Annotated in this window: 23 protein-coding genes; 11 read left to right on the top strand and 12 right to left on the bottom strand. The window is 62.8% G+C overall.

Annotated elements, in window-relative coordinates:
* Positions 1-149: 149 nt before the first annotated feature.
* Positions 150-587 carry an Lrp/AsnC family transcriptional regulator gene (locus IB263_RS01415; protein WP_060519687.1) on the bottom strand — a complete coding sequence of 146 codons (438 nt, stop codon included), beginning with the start codon at positions 585-587 and terminating at the stop codon, positions 150-152.
* A gap of 130 nt (positions 588-717) precedes the next feature.
* Here IB263_RS01415 and IB263_RS01410 point away from each other — a divergent pair, with 130 nt between their 5' ends.
* Positions 718-1,635, top strand: coding sequence for a DMT family transporter (locus IB263_RS01410; protein WP_060519685.1), 918 nt, complete (start codon positions 718-720; stop codon positions 1,633-1,635).
* Complete coding sequence (locus tag IB263_RS01405) at positions 1,632-1,937, top strand: NIPSNAP family protein (protein ID WP_112974788.1); 306 nt, start codon at positions 1,632-1,634, stop codon at positions 1,935-1,937. The genes IB263_RS01410 and IB263_RS01405 overlap by 4 nt, the downstream gene beginning before the upstream one ends.
* A gap of 39 nt (positions 1,938-1,976) precedes the next feature.
* Here IB263_RS01405 and IB263_RS01400 read toward each other — a convergent pair whose 3' ends face one another.
* Positions 1,977-2,609, bottom strand: coding sequence for a LysE family translocator (locus IB263_RS01400; RefSeq protein WP_034797562.1), 633 nt, complete (start codon positions 2,607-2,609; stop codon positions 1,977-1,979).
* A gap of 174 nt (positions 2,610-2,783) precedes the next feature.
* Here IB263_RS01400 and IB263_RS01395 point away from each other — a divergent pair, with 174 nt between their 5' ends.
* Together IB263_RS01395 and cysK are read left to right on the top strand one after the other, a co-directional pair.
* Positions 2,784-3,401 (top strand): LysE family translocator, encoded by a 618-nt coding sequence (locus tag IB263_RS01395; RefSeq protein WP_192437413.1) that lies wholly within the window; start codon positions 2,784-2,786, stop codon positions 3,399-3,401.
* A 137-nt stretch (positions 3,402-3,538) separates the two neighbouring features.
* On the top strand, positions 3,539-4,507 hold the full coding sequence (gene cysK, locus IB263_RS01390) for a cysteine synthase A (RefSeq protein ID WP_034797566.1): 969 nt from the start codon (positions 3,539-3,541) through the stop codon (positions 4,505-4,507).
* A 67-nt stretch (positions 4,508-4,574) separates the two neighbouring features.
* Here the strand turns inward: cysK and IB263_RS01385 are convergent, their stop codons facing one another.
* The 9 genes from IB263_RS01385 to rsmI form a co-directional block, all read right to left on the bottom strand.
* The gene (locus IB263_RS01385) at positions 4,575-6,107 is read right to left on the bottom strand and encodes a YifB family Mg chelatase-like AAA ATPase (RefSeq protein ID WP_113505419.1); all 1,533 of its coding nucleotides are present in this window, start codon (positions 6,105-6,107) and stop codon (positions 4,575-4,577) included.
* A gap of 216 nt (positions 6,108-6,323) precedes the next feature.
* A complete protein-coding gene (gene gshB, locus IB263_RS01380; protein WP_060580629.1) occupies positions 6,324-7,271 on the bottom strand; it encodes a glutathione synthase in 948 nt (315 codons plus the stop codon).
* 147 nt (positions 7,272-7,418) lie between these two features.
* Positions 7,419-8,408 (bottom strand): endonuclease, encoded by a 990-nt coding sequence (locus IB263_RS01375; protein WP_192437411.1) that lies wholly within the window; start codon positions 8,406-8,408, stop codon positions 7,419-7,421.
* Positions 8,405-9,517: a sn-glycerol-3-phosphate import ATP-binding protein UgpC gene (locus IB263_RS01370; RefSeq protein WP_060580627.1), complete on the bottom strand. Its 1,113-nt coding sequence runs from the start codon at positions 9,515-9,517 to the stop codon at positions 8,405-8,407. The genes IB263_RS01375 and IB263_RS01370 overlap by 4 nt, the downstream gene beginning before the upstream one ends.
* Before the next feature lie 66 nt (positions 9,518-9,583).
* Positions 9,584-10,426 carry a sn-glycerol-3-phosphate ABC transporter permease UgpE gene (gene ugpE, locus IB263_RS01365; protein ID WP_034804459.1) on the bottom strand — a complete coding sequence of 281 codons (843 nt, stop codon included), beginning with the start codon at positions 10,424-10,426 and terminating at the stop codon, positions 9,584-9,586.
* Positions 10,427-10,436: 10 nt separating this feature from the next.
* Entirely contained in the window at positions 10,437-11,441 is a 1,005-nt protein-coding gene (locus IB263_RS01360; RefSeq protein WP_246810296.1) for an ABC transporter permease subunit, read from the bottom strand.
* A 5-nt stretch (positions 11,442-11,446) separates the two neighbouring features.
* Positions 11,447-12,745 (bottom strand): extracellular solute-binding protein, encoded by a 1,299-nt coding sequence (locus IB263_RS01355; RefSeq protein WP_029742937.1) that lies wholly within the window; start codon positions 12,743-12,745, stop codon positions 11,447-11,449.
* Between the two features lie 160 nt (positions 12,746-12,905).
* Positions 12,906-13,274 (bottom strand): YraN family protein, encoded by a 369-nt coding sequence (locus IB263_RS01350; protein WP_029742938.1) that lies wholly within the window; start codon positions 13,272-13,274, stop codon positions 12,906-12,908.
* Complete coding sequence (gene rsmI / locus IB263_RS01345) at positions 13,264-14,193, bottom strand: 16S rRNA (cytidine(1402)-2'-O)-methyltransferase (RefSeq protein ID WP_112770649.1); 930 nt, start codon at positions 14,191-14,193, stop codon at positions 13,264-13,266. The genes IB263_RS01350 and rsmI overlap by 11 nt, the downstream gene beginning before the upstream one ends.
* 252 nt (positions 14,194-14,445) lie before the next feature.
* On the opposite strand from rsmI, the gene dnaN reads away from it, so the two are divergent.
* From dnaN to IB263_RS01310, 7 genes are all read left to right on the top strand, one after another.
* Positions 14,446-15,564, top strand: a complete 1,119-nt coding sequence (gene dnaN / locus IB263_RS01340; protein ID WP_034804468.1) for a DNA polymerase III subunit beta — start codon at positions 14,446-14,448, stop codon at positions 15,562-15,564.
* A 238-nt stretch (positions 15,565-15,802) separates the two neighbouring features.
* The gene (gene pmtA, locus IB263_RS01335; protein ID WP_082005986.1) at positions 15,803-16,405 is read left to right on the top strand and encodes a phospholipid N-methyltransferase PmtA; all 603 of its coding nucleotides are present in this window, start codon (positions 15,803-15,805) and stop codon (positions 16,403-16,405) included.
* Positions 16,406-16,409: 4 nt separating this feature from the next.
* Positions 16,410-17,003: a histidine phosphatase family protein gene (locus IB263_RS01330; protein ID WP_113293166.1), complete on the top strand. Its 594-nt coding sequence runs from the start codon at positions 16,410-16,412 to the stop codon at positions 17,001-17,003.
* Positions 17,000-17,704 (top strand): orotidine-5'-phosphate decarboxylase, encoded by a 705-nt coding sequence (pyrF, locus tag IB263_RS01325; RefSeq protein WP_034804475.1) that lies wholly within the window; start codon positions 17,000-17,002, stop codon positions 17,702-17,704. The genes IB263_RS01330 and pyrF overlap by 4 nt, the downstream gene beginning before the upstream one ends.
* A 115-nt stretch (positions 17,705-17,819) precedes the next feature.
* On the top strand, positions 17,820-18,107 hold the full coding sequence (locus tag IB263_RS01320; RefSeq protein ID WP_034804478.1) for a DUF1330 domain-containing protein: 288 nt from the start codon (positions 17,820-17,822) through the stop codon (positions 18,105-18,107).
* A gap of 120 nt (positions 18,108-18,227) precedes the next feature.
* Positions 18,228-19,208 carry a complex I NDUFA9 subunit family protein gene (locus IB263_RS01315; RefSeq protein ID WP_127889738.1) on the top strand — a complete coding sequence of 327 codons (981 nt, stop codon included), beginning with the start codon at positions 18,228-18,230 and terminating at the stop codon, positions 19,206-19,208.
* Positions 19,209-19,448: 240 nt separating this feature from the next.
* Positions 19,449-19,610, top strand: a complete 162-nt coding sequence (locus tag IB263_RS01310; protein WP_034804494.1) for a hypothetical protein — start codon at positions 19,449-19,451, stop codon at positions 19,608-19,610.
* 165 nt (positions 19,611-19,775) lie between these two features.
* Here the strand turns inward: IB263_RS01310 and IB263_RS01305 are convergent, their stop codons facing one another.
* Positions 19,776-20,582 (bottom strand): undecaprenyl-diphosphate phosphatase, encoded by an 807-nt coding sequence (locus IB263_RS01305; protein ID WP_034804497.1) that lies wholly within the window; start codon positions 20,580-20,582, stop codon positions 19,776-19,778.
* Positions 20,583-20,712: the final 130 nt, after the last annotated feature.

Genomic DNA, 20,712 nt, shown 5'->3' with positions numbered 1-20,712 from the left:
TCCCGAACGGAAAACCGCATCCCACTGTTCCTGGAATTGCTCCCACTTACGCAATCTCGGACGGAAAACCGCTATGCACTTTTCCTGGGATTGCTCTCGCATGCGCAATTCCGGACGGAAAACCGCTTCGCACTCTTCCTGGGATTGCTTTAAATCAAAGGCGGCAGGCGGCGCTTGACCGGTGTCGACTTGACAATCGAGGTGTTGGTCTGCGCCTTCTCGGCGATCCGGTCGAGGATCGTGTCGAGCTGCGCCATGTCACGCACGTAGAGCTTGGCGATGAAGCAGTCGTCGCCTGTAACCTTGTCGCATTCGACGAATTCCGGCGTTTCCTGGATCAGCCTCTCGACGATGTGCAGCATGCCCGGCATCGGCCGCACGCGGATGACCGCCTGCAGCGGGTAGCCGACTTTGGCGGGGTTGAGGGCGATGGTGAAACCGTCGAGGACACCGCGCTCTTCCAGCTTGCGGAGCCTATCCGCAGCGCTCGGCGAGGAGAGCCCAGCCTCCTGCGCGAGCTCCTTCAGCGACACCCGGGCATTGGCGGCCAGTATGTCGAGGATTCGTCGGTCAATCTCGTCCAGCATCACGACACCATAAGTCACAACAACAAACAGAACTTCGATAATTAGGCAATCTAGCACAATTGCCTTCGTTAATCTATGGGAAAGGCCATGAGCACCGGCTATTCTGCGATCACCAATAGGAGCAGAAATCATGAATACCGAGCTCAAACGCGGCAGCATCGAGATGACGGCAGCGATGCTGATATCCGGCACCATCGGCTGGTTCGTGCTGATGTCGGGGCAGCCGGTGACGAGCGTGGTGTTCTGGCGCTGCGTCTTCGGGGCCATAACGCTCGTTGCCATTGCCTGGGCGCTCGGACTTCTCGACCGTCGCCACTTCAGCCGACGGATGCTGCTGCTTTCGGTCATCGGCGGCATCGCGATCGTGGTCAACTGGCTGCTGCTTTTCGCCGCCTATTCCCACGCATCGATCTCGATCGCGACGATGGTCTACAACACCCAGCCCTTCATGCTCTTGGGCCTCGGCGCCGTGTTCCTCGGCGAAAAGATCACCGTCACCAAGATCTTCTGGCTCCTGGTGTCGTTTGCCGGCATGCTCGCGATCATTTCGGCCAAGCCTGGCCAAGGCTTCGCGCCTGAAGATTATCTGATCGGCGTGGCCCTTTCGATCGGCGCTGCCTTCTTCTACGCGATCGCGGCGATTGCGACCAAGCTGCTCAAGGGCACGCCGCCGCATCTGATTGCGCTGATCCAGGTGATCACCGGCACCGTGATGCTGGCACCGATGGCGCTTGCCGCACCCGCCCCGTCAGGTGCAACGCAATGGTCGATCGTCCTGACCCTCGGCGTCATCCACACCGGGCTGATGTATGTGATGCTCTACGGCGCGATCCAGCGGCTGCCGACGCACATGACCGGGGCGCTTTCCTTCATCTATCCGATTGCCGCCATTGTGGTGGACCGCCTCGCCTTCGGGCACCAGTTGCAGCCGATCCAGATCGCCGGCTCCGTCGCGATCCTCGTTGCCGCCGCCGGCATGACTCTCGGCTGGAAACTTCGCCTTCCCTCTTCTATCAAGAAGCGGGAACGCGAAGGGAGAACTGCATGATCACCTGCTACCTGAAATATACTATCGACCCCTACAAGGCGGCCGAGTTCGAACATTACGCCAAGCTCTGGATCCCGCTCGTCAATCGGCTGGGCGGCACGCATCACGGCTACTTCCTGCCGCATGAAGGGGCGAACAACATCGCCCTGGCTCTCTTCAGCTTTCCGACCCTTGCCGACTATGAAAACTACCGCCGGGAAATGGCCGCGGATCCGGAATGCCAGGACGCCTTCGCCTATGCCGAGAAGACGCGTTGCATCCTCAGCTACGAGCGCAGCTTCATGCGGCCGGTTTTCGAGTAAGCCAGCTCCGGAGTCGAGGGCGGCATCGGCAAGCGCGCGTTAGCGCCGCGCTTCCGAGGCCATGCTCAGCGCGAAGCCGAAGAGCGCCGTCCCCATCGCCCAGCGCTGCACCACCATGAACAACGGTCGCCCGGCAAGAAAAGCGGCGATGCCGCTGGCGGCGAGCGCGATCATGGCGTTGACGGTGACGCTGGTCGCGATCTGGATCGAGCCGAAGACCAGCGACTGGCCGAGCACGTTGCCGAGCTCCGGCCGAATGAACTGCGGCAGCAACGAGAGATAGAGCACCGCTACCTTGGGATTGAGCAGGCTGGTCAGGAAGCCCATGACGAACAGCTTCTTCGGCCCATCCTTCGGCAGGTTCTTGACCTGAAAGGGCGAGCGTCCACCGGGCCTGACCGCCTGCCAGGCGAGATAGAGAAGGTAGGCTGCACCGGCGATGCGAAGCGCATCATAGGCGAGCGGCACGGCCAGAAGCAGCGCTGTGATACCGAGTGCCGCCGAGACCATATAGACGACGAAGCCGAGCGCCACGCCGCCGAGCGAAATCAAGCCTGCGCCCGGCCCCTGGCTGATCGAGCGCGAGATCAGGTAGATCATGTTCGGGCCTGGCGTCAGCACCATGCCAAGGGCCAGGAGGGCAAAGCCGATCATATCCTTCAACTCGGGCATGGAGAGGCGCCTTTCGCTCGTTTTCGCCAAGCTCTACGCATTTCGCACCAGCGGACAACGCCAGACTTGTCACCCGGTCAATTTCTTCAGCGGACGCCCGCCGGTCGCTGTTCGGTGATTTCCTTTTTCAGTCGCTTGAGGTAGAAATCGGCATCATCTTCGGAAGGACGTTCCATGACGCTCGCGGCCCTCATCGCCTATAGCGGCGCGCTCTTCATCGCCGCGGCCATTCCAGGCCCCGGCGTGACGGCGCTGGTTGCGCGCGCGCTCGGCTCCGGTTTCCGCGAGACCTTCTTCATGGGCCTCGGCATCGCGCTCGGCGACATGAGCTATCTAACCGCGGTCATCCTCGGGCTGGCGCTGATTGCCCAGACCTTCACCACAGCCTTCCTGGTGGTGAAGTTTGCCGGCGTCCTCTACCTCGGCTACATCGCGTGGAAGCTGTGGAGCGCAGGGCTGCTGCCGGAGGACATCAAGGCGAAGCCGTCGACGAGTGCGGCCATGTCCTTTCTGTCCGGCCTGCTGATCACGCTCGGCAATCCGAAGACGATGCTGTTTTACGTGGCGCTCGTGCCGACGCTGATCGACATTCGGGCGATCGGACCCGGCGACTACGGCCTGCTCCTGACCGCCACCTTTCTGGTGCTCTTGAGCGTTCTCGTACCCTATATGCTGCTCGCATCGCGAGCGCGTCTGCTGCTCAAGCAACCGAAGGCCCTGAAAGCGCTGAACCGGGTTGCGGCCAGCGTGCTTGCCGGCACGGCGGCCTATATCGCGGTTCGCGCCAGCTGAAAAAACTTTTCCCGAACAACGACTTCGCCAGTGGTTTTTCCTTCGGCGGATCGCCGCGCGGTGTTTGTCGTTCTGGAATTGCGCGATCATTGTTCCTATTCTCATAGCTCGACAATTTACGCCCAAGGGAGAAACCCATGTCCGACACACGCAAGCCCGGCCGCGGCCGCGTCTACTCCTCGATCACGGAAACGATCGGCGACACGCCCATCGTGCGGCTGGACAAGCTTGCCAAGGAAAAGGGCGTCAAGGCGAACCTGCTCGCCAAGCTCGAATTCTTCAACCCGATCGCCTCGGTCAAGGACCGTATCGGTGTGGCGATGATCGAGAGCCTGGAAGCGCAGGGCAAGATTACGCCCGGCCGCACGACGCTGGTGGAGCCGACCTCCGGCAATACCGGCATCGCGCTCGCCTTCGTCGCGGCCGCCAAGGGCTACAAGCTGATCCTGACGATGCCGGAGACCATGTCGGTCGAGCGGCGCAAGATGCTGGCGCTGCTCGGCGCCGAGCTGGTGCTGACCGAGGGCGCCAAGGGCATGAAGGGCGCGATCGCCAAGGCGCAGGAACTGGTCGAGACACTGCCGGACGCCATCATCCCACAGCAGTTCGAAAACCCGGCCAACCCGGAAATTCACCGCAAGACGACGGCCGAAGAAATCTGGAACGACACGGACGGCGCTGTCGACATTTTCGTCTCCGGCATCGGCACCGGCGGCACGATTACCGGCGCCGGCCAGGTGCTGAAGGCGCGCAAGCCTTCGATCAAGGTAATCGCCGTCGAGCCGGAGGAATCTCCGGTTCTGTCCGGTGGCAATCCCGGGCCGCACAAGATCCAGGGCATCGGCGCAGGCTTTGCGCCGGCGATCCTCGACACCACGGTCTATGACGAGATCGTCACGGTCAACAGCGCGGAAGCGATCGAGGCCGCCCGCCTTGTCGCCAAGCTCGAAGGCGTGCCGGTCGGCATCTCCGCCGGTGCAGCTCTAACCGCGGCAATCGAGGTCGGCCAGCGCGAGGAAAATGCCGGCAAGACCATCGTCGTCATCATCCCGTCCTTTGCCGAACGCTACCTCTCGACGGTGCTGTTCGATGGCCTGGGCGGCTGATCAGGCTGGGATAACTTCTGATCGGAAAGGGCGCCCACGAGGCGCCCTTTTTTTTCCAGGCACGCCGCTATGCGGCGACGGGCAAGCGTTCCCCGGCGATCCGATAGGAAATCGCCTCGGCGAGATGGATTCGGCCGACCGTCGACGCACCATCGAGGTCCGCAAGCGTGCGCGCCACCTTCAGCACACGATGGTAGCCGCGGGCGGAAAATTTCATCTTTTCGGCGGCGTCCCGGAGAAGCTGCAGGCCGGCCGCATCGGGTGCTGCGATCTTCTCGATCAGCGAGGTCGACGCGCGGGCATTGCTGGTCAGGTCCGCGTGGCCGAGGACGGCAAAGCGGTCGATCTGCATGGCACGGGCGCGAGCGACGCGACGGGCCACAACCGCGCTGCTTTCGGCTGCGGCCGGCTTCAGGAGATCGGCGGCGCTGACGGCCGGCACGTCGATGCGGATATCGATGCGGTCCATCAGCGGACCAGAAATGCGCGCCTGATAGTCGGACATGCAGCGCGGTCCACGGGCGCAGCTGCGGCCGGGTTCGCCGGCCATGCCGCAGCGACAGGGGTTCATGGCCGCGACAAGCTGGATCGCGGCGGGATAGCTGACGCGGTGGTTGGCGCGGGCGATGATGCATTCGGCGGTTTCAAGCGGCTGGCGCAGCGCGTCGAGCACCTGCGGCGAGAATTCCGGAAACTCGTCGAGGAACAGTACGCCGTTGTGCGCAAGCGACGCTTCGCCAGGCTTGGCGCGCAAGCCGCCGCCGACCATGGCGGCCATCGTCGCGGAATGATGCGGCGTGCGGAACGGCCGCCGGTCCGAGAGCTTGCCGCCCGGAAGCTGCCCGGCGATCGAATGGATCATCGACACTTCGAGGAGCTCGGCCGGATTGAGCGGCGGCAGGATCGACGGCAGGCGGGCAGCGAGCATCGACTTGCCCGAGCCGGGCGGGCCGACCATCAGCAGATTGTGGTTGCCGGCGGCCGCCACTTCGAGCGCCCGCTTGGCGCTTTCCTGACCCTTGATATCGGCGAGATCGGGCAGGTTAGATGCGCCTGAGCGGATCGCGGCCTCGGGTCGCGAAAGCACCTGCGTACCGCGGAAATGGTTGGCGATTGCGATCAGGCTGCGGGGCGCCAGAATGTCGATCTCGGCCCCGGCCCAGGCCGCCTCGGGTCCGCTTTCGGCCGGGCAGATCAGCCCCTTGCCGAGCGCATTGGCACCGATCGCGGCGGGAAGCGCGCCGGCAACGGCAGCAATGGTGCCATCGAGATTGAGCTCACCGATCACCACATAAGGCGCCAACGCATCGCCCGGAATGGCGCCGAGGGCTGCCATCAGGCCGAGTGCGATCGCCAGGTCGAAGTGGCTGCCTTCCTTGGGAAGGTCAGCGGGCGCAAGATTGACGGTCACGCGCTTGGCCGGCAGCGCCAGACCTGAAGCATGAAGGGCGGCCTGCACCCGCTCGCGGCTTTCGGCGACGGCCTTGTCCGGCAGGCCGACGATCTGCATGCCGACCTTGCCCGGCGCGACCATCACCTGCACATCCACAGGCAGGCCCTCGATTCCCTGAAATGCGACCGTGCTGACGCGCGCGACCATGCTTGCCCCCTCGCCCAGGCAGCCCAGTTATCGGGCGCCACAACCGCCCAGGGTTGCAGGCAGAAGCCTTGCACGGATCACGCACAAAAACAAGAACAATAACGGAACATTTGAGGAGGCGCGGGTGTGTACCCGGGACGCTTCGGCAAACGGCCGCGGGCGGAAGCCCGCGGCAAGCGCCATCGACCCGAGATGGATCCTAGGCCGAGATCTTGATCAGGCGCGCTTGCGCTCGATCGCATCCCAGAGCAGGCTCGCGACATCGGCGCCGCCGAACTTCTTCACTTCGCGGATGCCGGTCGGCGATGTCACGTTGATCTCGGTCATGTAGTCGCCGATAACGTCGATGCCGACGAAGAGGAAGCCGCGCTCCTTCAGCGCCGGCGCGATGCGGGTGCAGATTTCCTTCTCACGCGCCGTCAGTTCGGTCGGCTCAGGCCGGCCGCCAGCATGCATGTTGGAGCGGGCGTCGTGGTCTGCCGGAACGCGGTTGATGGCGCCGACCGGCTCGCCGTCGACGAGCAGGATGCGCTTGTCGCCCTTGCGCACCGCCGGCAGGTATTCCTGGGCGATGAAGGGCTCGCGGAACATCTGGCCGAACATTTCGAGCAGAGAGGACATGTTGCGGTCGTCGCGGGTCGAGTGGAACACGCCGGCGCCGCCGTTGCCGTAGAGCGGCTTCAGGATGATGTCGCCCATTTCCTGGCGGAAGCTGGAGATCTCAGCGGGGTCGCGGGTGATCAGCGTCTTCGGCATCAGGTCGGCGAATTCGGTGACGAAGATCTTCTCCGGCGAATTGCGCACCCAGGCGGGATCATTGACGACCAGCGTCTTCGGATGCAGGCGTTCCAAAAGGTGCGTCGAGGTAATGTAGGCCATGTCGAAGGGCGGGTCCTGGCGCAGCAGGATGACGTCCATGGTCGAAAGATCCACGCGCTCGGCTTCGCCAAGCGTGAAGTGGTCGCCCTTGACGTCGCGCAGCGTCATCGGCTGCACGCTCGCATAGACCTTGCCGTCGCGCAGCGACAGCTTTTCCGGCGTATAGTGGAAGAGGCGATAGCCGCGCGACTGTGCCTCGAGGCTCATGGCGAAGGTGGAGTCACCCGCAATGTTGATGCCCGACACATGGTCCATCTGGACCCCGACATTGACGATTTTCGCCATCTACCCATTCCCTCATGGATCACGCTTAGCGTGATCGATTTCAAACCGCCGGAGCGAATGAGGACGGGAAAACCGCTGCCCTCTGCCGCACTGGCAAAGCCCTCGACATGTAGAATGCGGGCGGGCCTTAGGCAAGGAGAGGCGAGCCTATTCGAAGCCTTCGATCACGCAGGTGATGAGATCGTGATCCGAAAGCGGCCGGCCGGTTTCGTCAAGCGAAGGAATGATCGTGGTCTCGCCGATCTTCAGCCCGCGCGACAGGAACCAGTCGAGCTTCATCGCCCGCTCTGGCCGGCGGGTGATCAGGCTCGGCCGCGTGGTCATCACGTCGAGCGGCCCACCATGGCGGGTAAAGCCTCTGATGGCGCTCATGGCAAACAGCCCTTCGGCCTCGAAATCGCCGCCGGCATGGTTGCCGGTATTGAGATCGCCACCGATCATCACCGGCAGGCCGGGGAAAGTCTCGTCGAGTGCATCGATCAATTCCTTGACCTGGCGCTCTCGGTAGACGGCAGTCGTCGCACTCTCGAGATGGGTGGAGACGGCGACGAAGGGTCCGGCTTCCGTCTCGATGACGGCGCCGATCGCACAGCGCTCGCCAAGGCGCGGCTGCTCGCCATCGGTGAACCAGAGGCGTTCGCCCCATAGGCGCAACATGAAGGGCCGGGAGAACGGCACCGCAGCCATCAGCGCATTGCCATGGAACCCCTTGGCGTTGAATTCGTCCTCGCAGAATTCGCGCTCCGTATCGGAGCCGAGCCCCATCTCGATGAACTCGATGCCATACGCATAGTGCATGCCGAGTGTTTCGGCGACTTCGGCGGTCGGGTGACGCTGGCCGGTGCGGGCCATGCCGTTGTCCATCTCTGAAAGGAGGACGACCGGCGCGTTTGTCGCGGCGAGATGGGCGGCGCTTTCGGCCGGAAACAGGCAGCGCTCCAGGTTCCAGGCAGCAACGGTGAACGGGAAGGCGAGCGGCGTATCGGAGGCCGGTGTGCCGCCGACCTCGACGCTGTTCATCTCCGGCCGTGCGGCCATGGCTGCGTCATGGGCGGCAATGGTGCGCACGATCTCGGCAAAGCTGGCGCGGGTTTCAAGCGAAGGAACGGCAAGCTGCTCGACGGTCTTGGAGATCACGATGCGGTCTCCAGGCGTGGCGCTGCAACCGGCGCTTCATTGGCAAACGACGTGCCGCGCTCCAGCCGCTTGCCGGTCTCGGTCGAGAAGAAGTGCAGACGGTCGACGGCGATCGTCACTGCAAGATCACCCGAAAGTGGCGTCTCCGGAGACAGCGCGATGGTGAGCGCCTGGCTCTCGATGGTGCCGTGCACGAGCCGCTGCGCGCCCAGTTCCTCGACATAGTCGACCTGGAACAGCATGGCGTCCTCGCCGACGCCGGCGAGCTTGAGATCTTCGGCGCGAAGCCCAACCGTGACCGGGCCTTCGACCGGCGCACGGTCGCCAAGCGCGATCCTGTAGAGACCGATCTGCAGGTTGCCGCCTTCGATCTCACCCTTGATCAGGTTCATCGCCGGCGAGCCGATGAAGCTGGCGACGAAGGTTGAGGCCGGGCGGTGATAGACGTCGAGCGGACGGCCGATCTGTTCGATGCGACCGCCATTCAGCACCACCAGACGGTCGGCAAGGGTCATGGCCTCGAGCTGGTCGTGGGTGACGTAGAGCGAGGTCGTGCCGAGGCGCTTCTGCAGGCGTTTGATCTCGCCGCGCATGGAGACGCGCAGCTTGGCGTCGAGATTGGAGAGCGGCTCGTCGAAGAGGAAGGCCGCCGGCTTGCGCACGATTGCGCGGCCCATGGCGACCCGCTGGCGCTGGCCGCCCGAGAGCGCACGGGGCTTGCGGGTAAGATAGGGCTCGATCTCCAGCATGCGAGCGGCTTCGGCGACGCGGGCGTCGATCTCGGCCTTCGGCGTCTTGCGGTTCTTCAGGCCGTAAGCGAGGTTTTCGTAGACGGTCATGTGCGGATAGAGCGCGTAGTTCTGGAAGACCATGGCGATGTCGCGCTCGGCCGGATCGACCTCGTTGATGACGCGTGAGCCGATCGTCACCGTGCCCTTCGAAATCGTCTCCAGCCCCGCGACCATGCGCAGAAGCGTGGACTTGCCGCAGCCGGACGGGCCGACCAGCACGATGAATTCGCCGTCCTCGATATCGATCGAGACGGATTTCACCGCCTCGACATTGCCGTGATAGATCTTCGAGACCTCGGCGATGGTAATGGCCGCCATGGCTGCCTCCGTAAGATTGATGTCGTTTCAGGAGCGGGCGGGACTTTTGTCCCGCCACGACCCCGTTTACTTGTCGCTTTCCGTCAGGCCCTTGATGAACCAGCGCTGGAAGATCACGACGATCATGACCGGCGGCAGCATGGCGAGAATCGCCAGCGCAAAGGCCTCGTTATAGTCGGGGATGTTCGAGCCGACCCAGACGAGCAGGATCTGCTTAATGCCGCGCACCAGGGTGAAGAAGCCTTCGTCGGTGGTCATCAGTGTGGGCCAGAGATACTGGTTCCAGCCGTAGACGAACATGATGATGAAGATCGCCGCCATCATCGTGCGCGAGAGCGGCACCAGCACGTCGATGAAGAACTTGAAGGGTCCGGCGCCGTCGATGCGCGCGGCCTCCAGCAACTCGTCCGGCACCGACTTGAAGAACTGCCGGAAGTAGAAGGTGCCCGTCGCCGAGGCGAGAAGCGGCACGATCAGGCCGGTATAGGTGTTGGTCAGCTTCAGCGTGTTCATCACTTCATAGGAAGGAAGGATGCGCACTTCGAGTGGCAGAAGCAGGGTGGTGAAGATCACCCAGAAGAAGAAGGTCGCGAGCGGAAAGCGGAAATAGACGAGCGCATAGGCCGCCAGCATCGACAGCACGATCTTGCCGACGGCGAAACCCAGGCCGAGGATCATCGAGTTCAGCATCATGTTGAAGCCGGTGATCTTGCCGGTGAAGCCGCCCTCGCGCGTCAGTACCGTCTGGTAGGTCTCGACGAAATGGCCGCCCCAGCTGAGGCTGAGACCGTTGCGGTGAATGTCGGCCGCCTCGTGCGTCGAGGTCATGAAGGCGACGACGACGGGCGCCACCATGATGAAGACGCCAAAGAGCAGGATGATGTGGTCGAAAATCTTGGTGCGATACATCGGCCCCACCTCAGTTGTAATGCACGCGCCGCTCGATGAAGCGGAACTGGAAGATGGTGAGCACGAAGACGATCAGCATCAGGATCACTGACTGGGCCGAGGAGCCGCCGAGATCGTTGCCGCGGAAACCGTCCATGTAGACCTTGTAGACAAGGGTGATCGGGTTGTTGGCAGCCTTGTCCTTCACCATCACGTCGATGACGCCGAAGGTGTCGAACAGCGCATAGGTGACGTTAATGATCAGAAGGAAGAAGGCGGTCGGCGCGAGCAGCGGCAGGATCACCGTCCAGAAACGGCGGAACCCGGAGCGGCAGTCGATCGCCGCAGCTTCCCGCACCGAGACCGGAATGCCCTGGAGCCCTGAGAGGAAGAAGATGAAATTGTAGGGGATCTGTTTCCAGACCGAGACGACCACCATGGAAAAGGCGGTGTCGAAGTAGTTCAGACCAACCTTGATGTCCCAGCCGAACCAGCGCGCAAGCTCGACGATCGGGCCGATATGCTGGTCGAAGAACATCATGCCGATGAGGCCTGCGACCGGCGGGGCAATGGCATAGACCCAGATCAGCAGCGTCTTATAGGCGGCGTTGCCGCGGATGACGCCATCGGCCTTGACGGCAAGCAGCAGCCCGATCGACAGCGCAAAGAAGGTGACCAACGCCGTGAAAACGGCGGTGAAACGGGCAATGCCGAGATATTCGCCTGATTTCAGCACGTCGGTATAATTGGTCATCCCGACGAAGGTCGAGCCGAAACCGAAGGGGTCTTCAAGATAGAACGACGACTGGATCGCCTGAACCGACGGCCAGTAGAAGAAGATGAAGATGATCGCGAGCTGCGGCGCGAGGAAGAGGTATGGCAGGAACGGCGAGGAGAACTGCACGCGCTTTGCAGCGCTTTCGCCTCCGCTATTCGACTGGCCACCGAAAATCCGGAAGGCGCCGAAGCGACGCCCCCCGGTCTTTGTTCCGGTCCCTCCCCGCGCTGCGGGGAGGAGATCTGTCGCGGTCGACATCGAGATCAGCCGGCCGTCTTGGCGAAACGGGCGAGCAGCTCGTTGCCTTCCTTCTCGATCGTGTCGAACGCGTCCTTGACGGTTGTTTCGCCCGAGAAGATGCGGCCGTATTCGCGTTCCATGATTTCGCGGATCTGCGGGTAGAAGCCGAGGCGGTAGCCCTTCGACCAGTCGCCGGCCGGCAGCATCAGCTGCTTGATGCCGACTTCGGCAACCGGCTTTTCCTTGTAGTAACCATCCTTCTGGGCAAGCTCGTAGGCTGCCTTGGTGATGGCCACATAGCCGGTGGCCTTGTGGTAGAAGTACTGGATCTCAGGCGAGGTCAGGAACTGGAAGAAGTCGGCAACGCACTTGTTTTCTTCATCCGTCTTGCCGGACATGGCAAAGAGTGCCGCGCCGCCGATGAAGGAGTTGGTGCCGGCGCCCTTGATCGAGCCCCAATAGGGCAGGAAGGTTGCCGAGAACGGCATCTGCGCCGTCTTCTGCAGGCCGCCGAACGAACCCGACGAACCGATCCAGAACGCAGCCTTGCCTTCTTCGAAGACCTTCTGGTTGTCGTTCCAACCGGCGCCGTAGAAGGCGAAGTAGCCTTCATCCTTCCAGGCCTTCAGCTTGTCGAACATCATGACGAGGTTCGGGTCGGTGACCTTCAGCTCAGTGTCGACGACGGCGTCGTAACCGTTGTTGTTGGTGGCGAACTGGATGTTGTTGCGGGAGAAGAAGTTCTCCGTGAACTGCCAGGTGAGCTGCGACTGGACGAGCGGGATGTAACCGGCTTCCTTCAGCTTCGGGGCGACGGCCTCGAACTCTTCCCAGGTCTTCGGCGCTTCGACGCCGGCCTTCTTCAGGGCCTCGTCGTTGATGTACATGATCGGCGCGGAGGAATTGAACGGCATGCCGACGAACTTGCCTTCGCTGTCGGCGTAGAAGTAGCGCACGCCATCGATGAAGGCGTTGCGGTCGAAGTTGTGACCAGCCTTGATGATCAGGTCTTCGGCCGGGATGACCGCGCCCTTGGCGTTGATGATCGTGGCGGCACCGGCGTCGAAGACCTGCAGGATGTTCGGCTGTTCACCCGAGCGGAAAGCGGCGATACCGGAAGCGAGCGCTTCCTCGTAGGTGCCCTTGGAAACCGGGGTCAGCGCGCAGGCGCTCTGGGCTTCATTGAACTTCTTGGAAACTTCATTGATGACTTCGCCGTTGCGGCCGGCCATGCCGTGCCACCAGGTAATGTTGGTCGCGGCAAGCGACGAGGTCGCGGAAAATGCAAGGGTAAGGGCTGCGAGCGTAAACTTCTTGAACATGACTAATCCTCTCCACCGGGTTGCGGATGGCAGTGGACTAGTGACCTTCAATGACAGGCCCGTAACGCTTTTATGTCGGAACGATTACAAATTCGAGAATATGTTCCAATGAGGGGCACCCGCGGAACAACGCAATCATTTCCCTTCATTATGCGCCGATTCAGAACGCATCCGGCAGGTGCCGCGGCCAGCCCCAAGGGGTCACGGTGACGATGTCGTAGCGCACGGAAAGCCTGCTGAAATCCGGCTGTTTCGCCAGCCAGAGATCGCTCGCGGCACGGATACGCCTCTGCGCTGTCGCCGTCACGGCGAAGACGCCGTCTTCGGCCGAGCGACGGGCCTTGACCTCGACGCAGGCGATGAGATCGCCGCGCCTTGCGATGATGTCGATCTCGCCAAGCTTGGTGCGATGGCGCATGGCGACGATGCAGTAGCCCTTGAGCAGAAGGCAAAGCGCGGCACGGTATTCGGCGAGATGCCCTCGCTTCAGCGCCTTCAGCTTCCGCTTGTCGCCACTATCAGTCGTCATGGCGCTCCTTCAGTTGAAGCAGCCGGTCATAGAGTTCCTTGCGCGGCAGGCCCGTCTGGCGGGCGGCTTCGGTTGCCGCTTTGCCGGTTGGCATGTCGGCGACCAGGCTTTGCAGCAGCGCGTCGACGTCGGCCGCTTCCGGTTCGGGCGCGGCATCGGGGGGGCCGATGACGAGCACGATCTCGCCCTTGACCGGCCCCGCCTGTTCATAATGAACCGCAAGCTCGCCAAGCGTGCCGCGGCGAAATTCCTCGAAGGTCTTGGTCAATTCGCGGCAAACGGACGCCCGCCTGCCCTCCCCCAAAACGTCGGCCGCCGCCGCAACCGTCGCAGCGATCCGGTGCGGCGATTCGAAGAACAGGATCGTTGCCGGCACGGCGGCGAGTTCCCTGAGGCGATCGCGTTTCGCCTTGTCCTTGGTCGGCAGGAAACCGGCAAAGAGGAAAGCATCGTTCGGCAGGCCGGACCCGACGAGGGCTGCAAGCGGCGCCGAGGCGCCGGGAATCGGCACGACGCGATGTCCGGCCTCGATCGCAAGCTGCCCCAGGCGGTAGCCGGGGTCGGAGACCAGTGGCGTGCCGGCATCGGAGACGAGTGCCACCGAACGCCCTTCGGCGAGCGCTGCCAGCAGCCGCGGACCGGCCTCGTCGGCATTGTGCTCGTGGTAGGCGTAGGGCCGATTGGTGATGCCGTAGCGATCAAGCAGAACACGGGTGACCCGCGTGTCCTCACAGGCAAGCACATCGGCGCCGGCCAATGTTTCCAGCGCGCGCAGCGTGATATCGCCGAGATTGCCGATCGGGGTTGCCACCAGATAGAGCGCGGCATCAAGGGGGCGGGCCGGAACGCTCACATTGTGCAGCCGGTAGCTGCGCTCCCTCTGTCCGCCGGCCGGTTCCGCTGTCTTTTGCTTTTCCACCTGTAACGCCCTGATCGTGCTTGCCGATGTGTCTGTCCGGTCTTTATGAGTGAGCCACCATGGCAGAGCAAGGGCAAGACGACGGGCCCACGTGCCGCATCTGGGGACAGAAGCCCTCAAACCCCTTGCTTTCCGGGCGCTCTTTCTGCCATTTTGCCGGTCCACATCTATCCGGTCGGTCGGCCGGGGCACTCGCAGTTGACGCTCAGGCGGACGTTTCGCCCGCCGGGCAATGGTTGAAAGCGGCATCCCATGCGCATTACTCTCGAGCGATCCAACCTCCTGAAATCGCTGAACCACGTGCACCGCGTGGTGGAGCGGCGAAACACGATCCCGATCCTCTCGAACGTGCTCCTGCGTTCCGACGGCGCCAGCCTCGAAATGAAGGCGACCGACCTCGACCTCGAAATCACCGAGGCGACCCCGGCGCAGGTGGAGCAGGCGGGCGCGACCACCGTGCCAGCGCACCTGCTCTACGACATCGTGCGCAAGCTGCCCGACGGTTCGGAAGTGCTGCTCGCCACCAACGCCGAGGGCACGGCGATGACCGTCGCCTCGGGCCGTTCCAAGTTCTCGCTGCAGTGCCTGCCGCAATCCGACTTCCCGGATCTGACCGCCGGCAGCTTCTCGCATTCGTTCCGCCTCAAGGCGACCGACCTCAAGATGTTGATCGATCGCACCCAGTTCGCGATCTCGACCGAGGAAACCCGCTACTATCTCAACGGCATCTTCGTACACACGGTCGAAAGCAAGGGTGAGCTGAAACTGCGCGCCGTCGCAACCGACGGCCATCGCCTGGCGCGCGCCGACGTCGAGGCGCCATCCGGCTCCGAAGGCATGCCGGGCATCATCATCCCGCGCAAGACCGTCAGCGAATTGCAGAAGCTGCTCGACAACCCGGAACTCGTCGTCACCGTCGAAGTCTCGGACGCCAAGATCCGCCTGACGATCGGCTCGATCGTCATGACCTCGAAGCTGATCGACGGCACTTTCCCCGACTACCAGCGCGTCATCCCAGCCAACAACGACAAGGAACTGCGCGTCGATTGCCAGTCCTTCGCCCAGGCGGTCGATCGCGTATCGACGATCTCGTCGGAGCGCGGCCGCGCCGTCAAGTTGGCGCTGAACGAAGGCCAGATGACGCTGACGGTCAACAATCCCGATTCCGGCAGTGCTACGGAAGAATTGCCCGTCGGCTACGACCACGATCCGCTCGAAATCGGCTTCAACGCCAAGTACCTGCTCGACATCACTTCGCAGCTGACAGGCACCGATGCGATCTTCATGCTGGCAGACCCGGGCTCGCCGACGCTCGTCCGTGATCTGGCCGCTGAAGATGCGCTCTATGTGCTCATGCCGATGCGCGTGTAGCCGGGCCTGACGCGGCGCGAAATGCCAACCCGTCACGCCCGCGCGTGGCGGGTTTTTTGTTGGCCGCGGCATTTGCGGACTGTTGATAAGCGAACGCTTTCAGGCGCAGACAGACTTGTTTTTGCCGCAGATGGGGACACATTATGATCACCGCCGCCGCGGCCGGCCCGAATCACCGGGCGAGGAATTTTGAGCGGACGGCCTGTGCGAGGAGAGGACAGCGGTTTTGAGGGGTTCAATGAATTTGCGCGTGAAGGTGAAGGAACGGCTCGGACGGAAGTTCGACGAAGAGATTCGCTTTTTCAAGGGATGGATGAGCAATGCCAAGGCCGTCGGCGCGATCCTGCCGACCTCCTCCGTCACAGCGCGCCGAATGGCGAGCGTCATCAATCCGGCCTCAGGCCTTCCGGTTCTTGAGCTCGGCCCCGGCACAGGCGTCATCACCAAGGCGATCCTGGAACGTGGCCTTGAGCCGTCCAATCTCGTGTCGATCGAGTATTCGACCGATTTCTACAATCAGCTCAAGACCAACTTCAACGGCGTCAACTTCATCAACGGCGACGCCTTCGATCTGGAACACACGCTCGGCGAACTCAACGGCCAGACCTTCGACAGCGTCGTCTCTGCCGTGCCGCTTCTGAACTTCCCGATGCATCGCCGCGTCGAACTGATCGACGATCTGCTGTCGCGCATTCCGGTCGGCCGGCCGGTCGTGCAGATTTCCTATGGGCCTTTGTCGCCCGTCGTTGCCATGCCGGACCGCTACAGCATCCAGCATCTCGACTTCGTCGTGCGCAACATTCCACCGGCGCAGCTCTGGGTCTATCGCCGGGCGCACTGACGGGATGTTCGGCGTCTACGTCACCCATCCGCAGGTCCAGATCGATCCGGACGTGCCCGTCCCGCAATGGGGACTTTCCACTGTTGGCCGCGAACGCGCGGTCATCACCGCCCGATTGCCCTGGGCGCGTTCGCTCGGACGGATCGTTTCGAGCGACGAAACCAAGGCGATCGAGACGGCACAACTTTTGGCCGATGCGGCCGGCGTGACGGTCGAGGTCCACCACGACATGGGCGAGAACGATCGCTCGGCCACCGGCTTCCTGCCGCCGCCGGAATTCGAGAAGGCGGCCGACTGGTTCTTCGCCAATCCCACCGAAAGCTTCAAGGGCTGGGAGCGCGCGATCGATGCCCAGAGCCGCATCTCGAACGCGGCCTTTCGGATCCTCGGCGATCACGATCCGAAAATCCCGATTGCCTTCGTCGGCCATGGCGGCGTCGGCACACTTCTGAAATGCCGCCTTACCGGCGCGCCAATCTCGCGCGCCGCCGACCAGAAGGGTGGTGGCGGCGGCAATGTCTTCGCTTTCCGCCTTGCGGATCGGACTGTTGCATGCGACTGGACCCCGATGGAACACTGGCAGGGGATTAGACGATGACCGAAACCGCGCGCGACAGACTGATCGTAGGCCTCGACCTTCCGACGATTGCGGATGCCGAGAAGATCGTGTCGACGCTCGGCAACGACGTCTCCTTCTACAAGATCGGCTACCAGCTGGTCTTTGCCGGCGGCCTGGAATTCGCGCGCGACCTGGCCAAAAGCGGCAAGAACGTCTTCCTCGACATGAAGCTGCTCGACATCGACAACACGGTGGCCAAGGGCGTCGAGAACATCGCCAAGATGGGCATGTCGATGCTGACCCTGCACGCCTATCCGAAGGCGATGAAGGCGGCTGTCGAGGCTGCGAAAGGCTCCGACCTCTGCCTGCTCGGCGTCACCGTGCTCACCTCGATGGACGAGCAGGACGTGATCGATGCCGGCTATGAATACGATCCGCACACGCTGGTGCTGCGCCGGGCCGAACAGGCGCGCGCCGCCGGCATGGGCGGCATCGTCTGTTCAGCGGAAGAATCGGCGGCGGTACGCAAGATCATCGGGCCGGACATGGCACTCGTCACCCCGGGCATTCGCCCGGCCGGCGCGGACAAGGGCGACCAGAAGCGGGTGATGACGCCCTCCGAGGCGCTCAAGGCCGGATCCAGCCATCTCGTCGTCGCGCGCCCAATCGTCGCAGCCGCCGAGCCGCTTGCGGCTGCCCGCGCCATCCTTGCCGAAATGAACGGTGCGCTCGCCCGCTGATGCCGGGCGACACCCGTCGGACCAGCGCGCCCGGTCGATCCGCTTGACCTCGGCCCAAATTTGCCGGAAGTAACACTCCCGTCAGCCTTTCGTGCTGCAAGACGAGGAGCTCAATATGGCCAAGGGATACTGGATCGCACGGGTCGATGTCCGCGACCCCGAGCGCTACAAGGACTATGTAGCGGCCGCAAAGCCCGCCTTCGAGAAATACGGCGCCAATTTTCTGGCACGCGGCGGGCTGCATCATCGGTTGGAGGGTGGCGTTCGCGCCCGCAACGTCGTCATCGAATTTCCATCGCTGCAGGCAGCGATCGACTGTTATAACTCTCCCGAGTACCAGATTGCCGCCGCGATCCGCCAGGAAGTCGCCGACGCCGAGATGGTGGTCGTCGAAGGCGTCTGATCCCACCGCCCCCAACCTTCAGCAGGCTCTGCACGCAGGCGTCGATTGGCCTTCACCTCTCGCGGCTGTTGGGCTATGTAGCAATCAATTCTTTCCGATCCGATCAGGAGTGCACATCCCATGACCTTGTCCAACCTTCCGCCGCTGGTGACGATTTTCGGCGGATCCGGGTTCGTCGGCCGTCATGTGGTGCGCGCGCTCGCCAAACGCGGCTATCGCATCCGCGTCGCCGTTCGCCGGCCGGACCTTGCCGGTCATCTCCAACCGCTCGGCAATGTCGGCCAGATCTCCTTCGTTCAGGCGAACCTGCGCTACCGTAAATCGGTCGACCGCGCCGTTGAAGGCTCCGATCACGTCATCAACTGCGTCGGCGTGTTGTTCGAGAGCGGCCGCAACACCTTCGATGCGGTCCAGGATTTCGGCGCCCGTGCCGTGGCTGAAGCGGCCCGCGGCGTCGGCGCAACACTGACCCACATCTCCGCCATTGGCGCCGACGCTTCCTCTGCATCGAACTACGCCCGCAGCAAGGGCCGCGCCGAGGCCGCTATCCTTGAGACCAAGCCTGACGCGATCATCCTGCGTCCGTCGGTCGTCTTCGGTCCAGAGGACGGCTTCTTCAACAAATTCGCCAACATGGCCCGCTTCTCGCCGGTCCTCCCGCTGATCGGCGGCGGCGAGACGAAATTCCAGCCCGTCTACGTGACCGACGTCGCCGAAGCCGTGGCCCGCGCCGTCGACGGCAAGATCGCCAAAGGCCAGACCTACGAACTCGGCGGCCCTGACGTCTTGAGCTTCCGCGACTGTCTCGAGATCATGCTCAACACGATCGACCGCAAGCGCACGCTGGTCTCGCTGCCCTTCGGCGTCGCGTCTCTGATCGGCAGCGTTTCGTCGCTGATCCCCTTCGTCACGCCGCCGCTTACCGCCGACCAGGTGGTGTTGCTGAAATCCGACAATGTCGTCTCCGCAAAGGCCGTATCGGAAGGCCGCACGCTTTCCGGCATCGGCATCGACCCGACGATGCTGGAATCGATCCTGCCGACCTATCTGGTGCGCTACCGCCCGCAGGGCCAGTACACCCGCAGCGGCCGCGCCGCCTGATCGGCAGCAGCCCACCGATTTTTTTGAACGGCCGCCGGAACCACCGGCGGCCGTTTTCTGTTGTATTGCGGTAACAGCGTTGCAGTTCTGCCGCAGTCGGAAAAGCGATTGGCATTTACCGCAAATTCAACATGTCCTGATATTGATCATGTCATATCCACCAACTAAACACCGCCTCGCGCCCCCGATCCCAAGGCATGACGGCGGGCGGCGGCATCAATCTCGAAAGGCATAGCGTCCATGGGCAAGTCGATCGCAATCTTTTTTGCGTGTGCGGCACTGATCATTCTGGCTGGATCGTTCATGGCGCCGAACACGGTCGCCAGCAGCGGCAAGGATTGCGCACCGGCCTATGGCGTCGATCCGTGCACCACGGCATCGATCGACCTTTCCGGCCACTAAGGGCCGGCGCCTCGACGAGGCATCAAAAGTTATTGGCGGGGGCCAGTAGCCGCGTGCGTTTCACCATGAGACGCACGCGGCTTTGTTTTTAGGGCCTGACAACAGGTCAAAGAAAAAGGCGCGTCCGGGACGCGCCTTTTGTCATTCTGAGATCGTCGGTTCTGCTCAGCCAAGCAGCCACAGACCGATCAGGCCGGCGATCCCGACGATGATGCGCCAGATGGCGAAAGGCGTGAAACCGCGCCGCGAGACGAAGTCGAGCAATGAGCGCACGACGAAGATGCCGGCGACGAAGGCCGCAATGAAACCGACTGCAATCAGGGTAAAATCGTCAAAGGAGAGCGCATCGCGGTTCTTGTAGAGGTCCAGCGTAAAGGCGCCGACCATGGTCGGCATCGCCAGGAAGAACGAGAACTCGGCGGCCGAACGCTTGTCGGTGCCCATCAGCAGGGCGCCGGCGATCGTCGCGCCGGAACGGGACGTTCCGGGGATCATAGCCAGGCACTGGAACAGGCCGATCTTCAGCGCCAGCGACGGCGGGTAGTCCATCACGTCGGTATAGCGCGGCTTCAGCGGCAGATGGTCTATCGCATAAAGGATGACGCCGCCGACGATCAGTACGACGCAGATCAGGACAGGCGTCTCGAACAGCACCGTCTTGATAAAATCATGGGCAATGGCACCGATGACCGCCGCCGGCAGGAAGGCGAGCAGCACTGACACGACGAAGCGGCGCGCCTTGATGCTTGTCGGCAACGCCAGCGCGATCGACAGAAGCTTCTGGAAATAGACGAGCAGGATCGCCAGAATGGCGCCGAGCTGGATGAGGACGGCGAAGGTGTTGCCCGGCGACTTGAAGCCGAGGAAGTGGCCGGCGAGAAGGACGTGCGCCGTTGACGAGACGGGGATGAACTCCGTCAGGCCCTCGATCAGACCGAGGACAAGCGCACTGATGATCGATTGATCCGCCATATATGAGAATTTCCTGACAAGTTTTGGAGTGGGAGGAAAAGGCTGATTCGCTTGTGTTTGCCACCACAAATTTCTATAGCTCTAACACATGAGCCGTGGCCAGACGCTTGCGCCGCCACGCTGACGCCCC

It is taken from the genome of Ensifer sp. ENS03 (assembly GCF_014852035.1).
In the GTDB taxonomy this organism is placed as follows: Bacteria; Pseudomonadota; Alphaproteobacteria; order Rhizobiales; family Rhizobiaceae; genus Ensifer; species Ensifer adhaerens.
This window is presented reverse-complemented; position numbering and strand designations above follow the sequence as displayed.

What these genes read in the sequence shown, in the direction of transcription:
- IB263_RS01415 (WP_060519687.1), bottom strand. Translation starts at nt 587, where the DNA reads ATGCTGGACGAGATTGACCGACGAATCCTCGACATACTGGCCGCCAAT.
- IB263_RS01410 (WP_060519685.1), top strand. Translation starts at nt 718, where the DNA reads ATGAATACCGAGCTCAAACGCGGCAGCATCGAGATGACGGCAGCGATG.
- IB263_RS01405 (WP_112974788.1), top strand. Translation starts at nt 1,632, where the DNA reads ATGATCACCTGCTACCTGAAATATACTATCGACCCCTACAAGGCGGCC.
- IB263_RS01400 (WP_034797562.1), bottom strand. Translation starts at nt 2,609, where the DNA reads ATGCCCGAGTTGAAGGATATGATCGGCTTTGCCCTCCTGGCCCTTGGC.
- IB263_RS01395 (WP_192437413.1), top strand. Translation starts at nt 2,784, where the DNA reads ATGACGCTCGCGGCCCTCATCGCCTATAGCGGCGCGCTCTTCATCGCC.
- cysK (WP_034797566.1), top strand. Translation starts at nt 3,539, where the DNA reads ATGTCCGACACACGCAAGCCCGGCCGCGGCCGCGTCTACTCCTCGATC.
- IB263_RS01385 (WP_113505419.1), bottom strand. Translation starts at nt 6,107, where the DNA reads ATGGTCGCGCGCGTCAGCACGGTCGCATTTCAGGGAATCGAGGGCCTG.
- gshB (WP_060580629.1), bottom strand. Translation starts at nt 7,271, where the DNA reads ATGGCGAAAATCGTCAATGTCGGGGTCCAGATGGACCATGTGTCGGGC.
- IB263_RS01370 (WP_060580627.1), bottom strand. Translation starts at nt 9,517, where the DNA reads ATGGCGGCCATTACCATCGCCGAGGTCTCGAAGATCTATCACGGCAAT.
- ugpE (WP_034804459.1), bottom strand. Translation starts at nt 10,426, where the DNA reads ATGTATCGCACCAAGATTTTCGACCACATCATCCTGCTCTTTGGCGTC.
- IB263_RS01360 (WP_246810296.1), bottom strand. Translation starts at nt 11,441, where the DNA reads ATGTCGACCGCGACAGATCTCCTCCCCGCAGCGCGGGGAGGGACCGGA.
- IB263_RS01355 (WP_029742937.1), bottom strand. Translation starts at nt 12,745, where the DNA reads ATGTTCAAGAAGTTTACGCTCGCAGCCCTTACCCTTGCATTTTCCGCG.
- IB263_RS01350 (WP_029742938.1), bottom strand. Translation starts at nt 13,274, where the DNA reads ATGACGACTGATAGTGGCGACAAGCGGAAGCTGAAGGCGCTGAAGCGA.
- dnaN (WP_034804468.1), top strand. Translation starts at nt 14,446, where the DNA reads ATGCGCATTACTCTCGAGCGATCCAACCTCCTGAAATCGCTGAACCAC.
- pmtA (WP_082005986.1), top strand. Translation starts at nt 15,803, where the DNA reads ATGAATTTGCGCGTGAAGGTGAAGGAACGGCTCGGACGGAAGTTCGAC.
- IB263_RS01330 (WP_113293166.1), top strand. Translation starts at nt 16,410, where the DNA reads ATGTTCGGCGTCTACGTCACCCATCCGCAGGTCCAGATCGATCCGGAC.
- pyrF (WP_034804475.1), top strand. Translation starts at nt 17,000, where the DNA reads ATGACCGAAACCGCGCGCGACAGACTGATCGTAGGCCTCGACCTTCCG.
- IB263_RS01320 (WP_034804478.1), top strand. Translation starts at nt 17,820, where the DNA reads ATGGCCAAGGGATACTGGATCGCACGGGTCGATGTCCGCGACCCCGAG.
- IB263_RS01315 (WP_127889738.1), top strand. Translation starts at nt 18,228, where the DNA reads ATGACCTTGTCCAACCTTCCGCCGCTGGTGACGATTTTCGGCGGATCC.
- IB263_RS01310 (WP_034804494.1), top strand. Translation starts at nt 19,449, where the DNA reads ATGGGCAAGTCGATCGCAATCTTTTTTGCGTGTGCGGCACTGATCATT.
- IB263_RS01305 (WP_034804497.1), bottom strand. Translation starts at nt 20,582, where the DNA reads ATGGCGGATCAATCGATCATCAGTGCGCTTGTCCTCGGTCTGATCGAG.